Origin of the sequence: Sphaerobacter sp. (assembly GCF_019683595.1) — a bacterium.
Lineage (GTDB): Bacteria > Chloroflexota > Chloroflexia > Thermomicrobiales > Thermomicrobiaceae > Sphaerobacter.
On sequence record NZ_JADGHZ010000200.1, the window covers coordinates 1 to 5821 of the forward strand.

General features: G+C 68.9%; 5 protein-coding genes. All 5 read left to right on the forward strand.

Annotated elements, in window-relative coordinates:
- Nucleotides 1-1346 (forward strand): M1 family metallopeptidase (locus IRZ30_RS14970; protein WP_294086287.1); only part of this gene is annotated, 1346 nt, incomplete at its 5' end.
- Nucleotides 1347-1514: 168 nt separating this feature from the next.
- Nucleotides 1515-2741 (forward strand): M28 family peptidase, encoded by a 1227-nt coding sequence (locus IRZ30_RS14975; protein WP_294086288.1) that lies wholly within the window; start codon nt 1515-1517, stop codon nt 2739-2741.
- Between the two features lie 104 nt (nt 2742-2845).
- The gene (locus IRZ30_RS14980; protein ID WP_294086289.1) at nt 2846-3127 is read left to right on the forward strand and encodes a hypothetical protein; all 282 of its coding nucleotides are present in this window, start codon (nt 2846-2848) and stop codon (nt 3125-3127) included.
- Between the two features lie 105 nt (nt 3128-3232).
- A complete protein-coding gene (locus IRZ30_RS14985) occupies nt 3233-4798 on the forward strand; it encodes an MDR family MFS transporter (protein WP_294086290.1) in 1566 nt (521 codons plus the stop codon).
- On the forward strand, nt 4798-5821 hold a 1024-nt coding region (locus IRZ30_RS14990; protein ID WP_294086291.1), incomplete at its 3' end, for a DUF4010 domain-containing protein. The genes IRZ30_RS14985 and IRZ30_RS14990, both read left to right, overlap by 1 nt.

Here is a 5821-nt window from a genome sequence, read left to right on the forward strand (position 1 = left end):
CCGCAATCCCCACTCCAACACCCGTGTCCGCACCGACCCCGCCACCGACCCTGGCACGCCCGCCTGACCAGCAGGTGGAGTTGCCGGACGTCGACGCCCACTACGACCTCGACGTCACCACCTTCGATCCCGGCACCGGCCACCTGGAGGTCGTCGAGCGCGTCACCCTCCGGAGCCGCAGCGGCCCACTGCCCGAACTGCACTTCACCGTGACCCCGGCCGAGGCGGGATACTTCCAACTCGACGGCGCGACGCTCGACGACCAGCCGGTCACGCCGGACGTGCGCAATGGCGGATTCACCCTTACGATCCCGCCACCACCGGGCGAGACGGGGACGGTCGGCTTCCGCTTCACCCTCAACCTGCGCCAGGTGCCGGAGGACTGGTACGGCACCGGTCTCGACGGCGACATCGTCCGCCTGGGCTACTGGTTCCCGATCCTCTCCGACGACCACCCCTACCCCAGCACGGCCGACCCGGCGTATACCCGCACCGCCCGGTTCGATGTCTCCATCCCCATCCCGCCCGGCTACGTCCTGGCACATACCGGGGAGGAGGTCGTTCGGGAGCCGCTGGCGGACGGCGCTGTGCGGTACCACCTCCGGGCCGAGAACGTGCGTGACTTCGCGATGATCACCGCCCCCAACTTGCAGGTCGACACGGCGACGACGGCTGGGGGCGTGCGTGTCGAGCTGTACAGTCTGCCCGGCACGCCCGACGAGACCCGGCAGACGGCGCTCTCGGCGGCCGTGCTGACGCTCGACCGGCTCTCGGAGCTGTTCGGCCCGTACCCATACCCGGTGTTCCGGCTGGCCGAGGCAGGGCCGACGCTCCACGGCGGGATCGAGTTCCCGATGCTGGTGTACCTGAACCTGCGCGTCAACTGGCTGGACCGGCTGACCTACCACGAGACGGCGCATCAGTGGCTCTACGGGATCATCGGCACCCGCCCACAGCAGGATCCGTGGATCGATGAGGGTGGTGCCCAGTTCCTCGAAGGCGGCATTGCATCCGATTTCGAGGAGAAGCCGTCTCCGCCCGCGGGCGGGTACCCCTTCCCGCTCGACAGCACCGATTACGAATTGCCGTCCGGGCCCGGCATTCCCGGTTACGACTCGGTCTATCGCCAGGGGCAGGCTTTCTACCAGACGGTGTACGAGCAGATGGGACCGGACGCCTTCTGGGCAGCGATGCGCGAGCTCTACGAGCGCTTCCGGTTCGCTATCGTCACGCCGTGGGACGTGCTCCTGGCGTGGCAACTGCACAGTCCGGTGGACCTGCGCCCGCTGTTCCAAGACACCTTCTCCTACCCGTGGATCGATCAACTCCCTCCACCCGGCGGCTGAGGCGCCACCAGGGGATCGAGGAGTCTGTACGAACACCCCCCGCCGTGGGCTTGACGCGCGCGACGCGCCGTGCTGAGATAGGGAAAAGGGGCGTACGAACGAACCAATGAGGGGCACTGGCGCGGCCAGGCTGCCCGAGGACAGTGCGTACCCGAAGGGAGACGCCCGGTGGCCGTCGACCCGAACGACATCGCCACACTCGCAACGAGGATCGGCCCGCGCCCACCCGGCAGCCCCTACGAACGGCGAGCCGCCGGCTACGTCATCGAGCGCCTTCAGCAGCTTGGCGTCGCCTCGACACTCCTGCCGGTACGGGTTCCGCGCGGCTTCAACCTCGTTTACGCGACGCTCTTTGTCGTCGCGGCGGTGAGCGTGCCCCTGGCGCTCGTGTCCGAGGTTCTCGCCCTGGTCGTAAGCTTCGCGGCGTTGGTGCTGGCCGCGCTCGAAGTGACCGGGCGGCCTGCCCTCTCCCGCCTGGCGGCGACGCGCACCAGCCACAATGTGCTCGGGCTGATCGTGCCGGGACGCGGGCTGCCGGCCGGAGAGTCTGACCAGCCGCGGCGCGTCGTGATCACCGCGCACCTCGACACGGCCCGGTCCGGGTGGCTCTCCCAGCAGCCGATCGTCTCGCAACTCCGCCTGCTGACCGTGACGACGGCGGCAGCGATGGTCCTGCTCCCGGTGTTGCAAGCCGTGGCGCTCGCCACTCCGTCGCGGATCCTGTGGTATGTCTCGCTGGTGCCGCTGGTCGTCCTGCTCGGGGCCACCGTGCTCGTGCTGCAGCGCGAACTCCGTGGGGTGCCGGTGGCCGGGGCCAACGACGATGCCTCCGGCGTGGCGGCGCTGCTCGGCATTGCGGAGGCACTGCGACACAAGCCGCCGCGCGAGCTCGAGGTCTGGCTCCTCTTCACGGCGGGAGCCGAGGCGGGCAGCGCCGGGATGCGTCAGTTCCTCCGCGACAATCGCTTCGACCCCGACCACACCTTTTTCATCTCCCTGGATTCGGTCGGCGCAGGGGCCGTGCGCTTCACCCGGGGTGAGGGGCTCCTGCTGCTGCGTCGCTCCTCGCCGATGCTCCTGCGCATCGCCGGAGAGGTCGCGCGGGACCATCCCGAGTGGGGGCTGCGGCCCCAGACGCACCGGCTGCCCGCGACCGATCAGTCCGTCGTGCTCCTCCACGGCTACCCGGCGATCGGGCTTTTCGCTGCCGACGTCCAGGGGCTCATCCCGAACTGGCACCAGACCTCCGACACCCCCGAGCGCGTGGACATCCGCACGGTCGCACGCGCGGTCGACGTGGCGCTGGCGATGATTCGCCACCTCGACACGTCCGCCGATCACGCCTCCGCGGCCCCCAGCCGCGGCAGCGAGCCCGGCAGCACGACGCGCCCCTGACAACCTGTCCAGACCGAAAGGCAACCTCCCGCAACTGGTACGGAACGTGCGGACCAGCGACCGTCGATCAACTCACCCCGGAACCACGATGGGAGGGACAACGCATGTTCGGCCGTGGCAAAGCGAAGCAGCAGCAGACGACCAGCATGATGGCGACGATGGAGGAAGTGCCGATCCGGTTCTACTGGACGGCAGCCATCGTCTCGCTCCTGATCTCCGCGATCCTCTTCTTGTTCGGCAAGCGGACGGCGGCGATCTTTGTCGGCCAGTGGCCACCGACGTTCATCCTGCTCAGCCTCTTCTACCGCCTGCTGCGTCCCAGCGAAGAGGATACAGCCCAGCAAGTGGAGCGCGCCCGGAAGCGCGCCCGCGCCGCTACGCGGTAGCTCGCCGCCTCACGGCCATCCCGTGTGACCGTGGTACGATATCGATATGACGTGGTAGAAACCGGCCGCGCCAAGCGGCCGGTGCGTATGAGAGCGGACGAGCGTATGCGGCAGACCAACCGGCGCGTCGTGGTCGCAGCGGTCATGCTGGGGACCTTCCTTGCCGCGCTGGATACGAGCATCGTCGGCACAGCCATGCCGACCGTGATCGGGCAACTGGGCGGGATGTCTCTCTACTCCTGGGTCTTCTCCGCCTATCTCCTAACCTCGACCACCACCGTCCCACTCTACGGCCGGCTGGCCGATCTCTATGGCCGCAAACCGCTCTTCATGGCCGCCGCGGGCCTCTTCTTGCTCGGCTCCATGCTCTGCGGTGCGGCGCAGAGCATGCCGCAACTGGTCGCCTTCCGCGCGCTCCAGGGTTTCGGTGCCGGCGGCATCATCCCGGTCACCCTCACCATCGTCGGCGACCTCTTCAATGTCGAGGAGCGCGCCCGGATGCAGGGCCTCTTCAGCGCCGTCTGGGGCTCCTCCGCCGTCGCCGGGCCGACCATCGGCGGCTTCATCGTGGACTACGTCGATTGGCGCTGGGTCTTCTACATCAACCTCCCCTTCGGCATCGCCTCGATGACCCTCTTCTGGTTCTTCCTGAACGAGCGAGTGGAGCGCAAGCGCCACGCGGTCGACTACGCCGGGACCGTCACTCTGACCCTCGGCATCACCGCCCTGCTCATTGCCCTGCTGGAGGTCGGTGAGGGCCGTGCCTGGAGCGATCCGCTGGTGGCCGGGTCGCTGGCGCTGGCGGTCATCCTGCTGGCCCTCTTCGTCCGCACTGAGCAGCGGGCCGCCGAGCCGATCCTGCCGCTCCACCTGTTCCGTACCCGCGTCATCGGCGCTGCCTTCCTGGCCGGCATCCTGGTCGGCGGGGCCATGTTCGGGGTAACGTCGTACCTCCCGCTCTACGTCCAGGGCGTGCTCCTTGGCACCGCCGTCACCGCCGGCATGGTCGTGGCCCCCAATTCGATCGGCTGGTCGCTGGCATCGATCCTCTCGGGCCGGATCATCCTGCGGTTCGGGTACCGCACCGCGGTCGTTGCCGGGCTCACGGCGATCGTGCTGGCCTCGATCGTCGTTCAGTTTGTCCCGCACGGTGATTCGCTCTGGCTCGCCGTGGCCGCCGCAGGCACGTTCGGGATCGGCATGGGCCTGAGCGCCACCGCCTTCATCATCGCGGCGCAGAACGCGGTCGGGTGGGCCGAGCGGGGCATCGCCACCGCGTCCATCACCTTCTCCCGCACTATCGGCGGCGCGATCGGCGTCGCCGCGCTCGGAACCGTGCTCAGCGCCAGCATGGCCCCGCGCCTTGCCGGGCTGCCCGAATCCGCCCGCGACGTCAACGCCCTACTCGACCCGGCCGTCCGGTCGACCCTCCAACCCGCCGTGCTCGAGACCATGCGCACCGCCCTGGCCGACGCGCTCGTCTTCGTCTACCTCGGTGTCCTGATCATCGCCATAGTCGCGTTCCTCGTCGTGCTGGTGGGCTTCCCGCGGGGTTCGATCAAGGACCTCCAGGCCGCCGAGGCCGGCGAGAGCGCTCCTGACGCGAGCGAGGAACCAGCAGCTCTCTCAGTTGGAAGCAGCGAGGAAGTGCAACCGACCGAGGTCCGGTGATGCAGTCCGACTTCTGGCCCTACCTGCCGACGCTCCAGCGTCTCGCTCTGGCCCTCGCCATCGGGCTCTTCGTCGGCATGGAGCGGGAGTGGCGCGGCAAGGAGGCCGGCCTGCGCACGTTCGGCTTCGGTGCCCTCCTCGGCTGCCTCGGAGCACTACTCGGCCCGCCATACGCCCTGACCGCGCTCGGCCTGCTCGGCATCCTCGTGATCCTGATCAGCGTGCGCGCGATCCGCTTCGGCCGCGACCTCGAATTGACCACCTCCGCCGCGCTCCTGGTGATCGGCTTCGCGGGCGTCCTGGCAGGACTGGGACACACGCTCACCCCAACCGCCGTGGCGGTTGTCACTGCCGGACTGCTGGCCTGGAAGGAGCCGCTGGCCGGGTTCACCGGCGGGCTGAGTGTGCAGGAGCTGCGCTCGGCAATCCTGCTGGCGATGCTGGCCTTCGTCATCTACCCCGCCCTGCCTGAGGAGGCCGTCGACCCCTGGGGCCTGATCTCGCCTCGCGACTCGTGGGCGACAGTCATCCTGATCGCCGGGCTTGGATTCGCGAACTACATCCTGCTGAAGATGTACGGCACGCGGGGCGTGCGGGTCTCCGGCTTCCTTGGAGGGTTGGTGAACAGCAGCATTGCGGTCGTGGAGCTGGCCACGCTCCACCGACGCGCGAAGCACGGCCTCGGCAACGTCGTCTATCAGGGCGTGCTCCTCGCCACCGCCGGCACTCTGGTGCGCAATGCCGTGGTCCTGGGCCTCCTCGCCCCCCGTGCACTCATCGCTGCCGCGGCTTCCTTCGCGCTCCTGTTCCTCCCCTCCGTGGCGTTCGCCGTGATCGGGCAGCGTCCCGACGAGGAGAAGAGCAGCGACGTCCCGATCGAACTGCCCTCTCCCTTCTCGATCACCGCAGCGCTCCGCTTTGGGCTCATCTTCCTCGCCATCACGGTCACCGGCACCGTGGCCCCCCCCGGGGCCGCGGCCGGCGCCGGGTCTTTTTGGGGGGTCGGTTATAAAACAAGCCCCG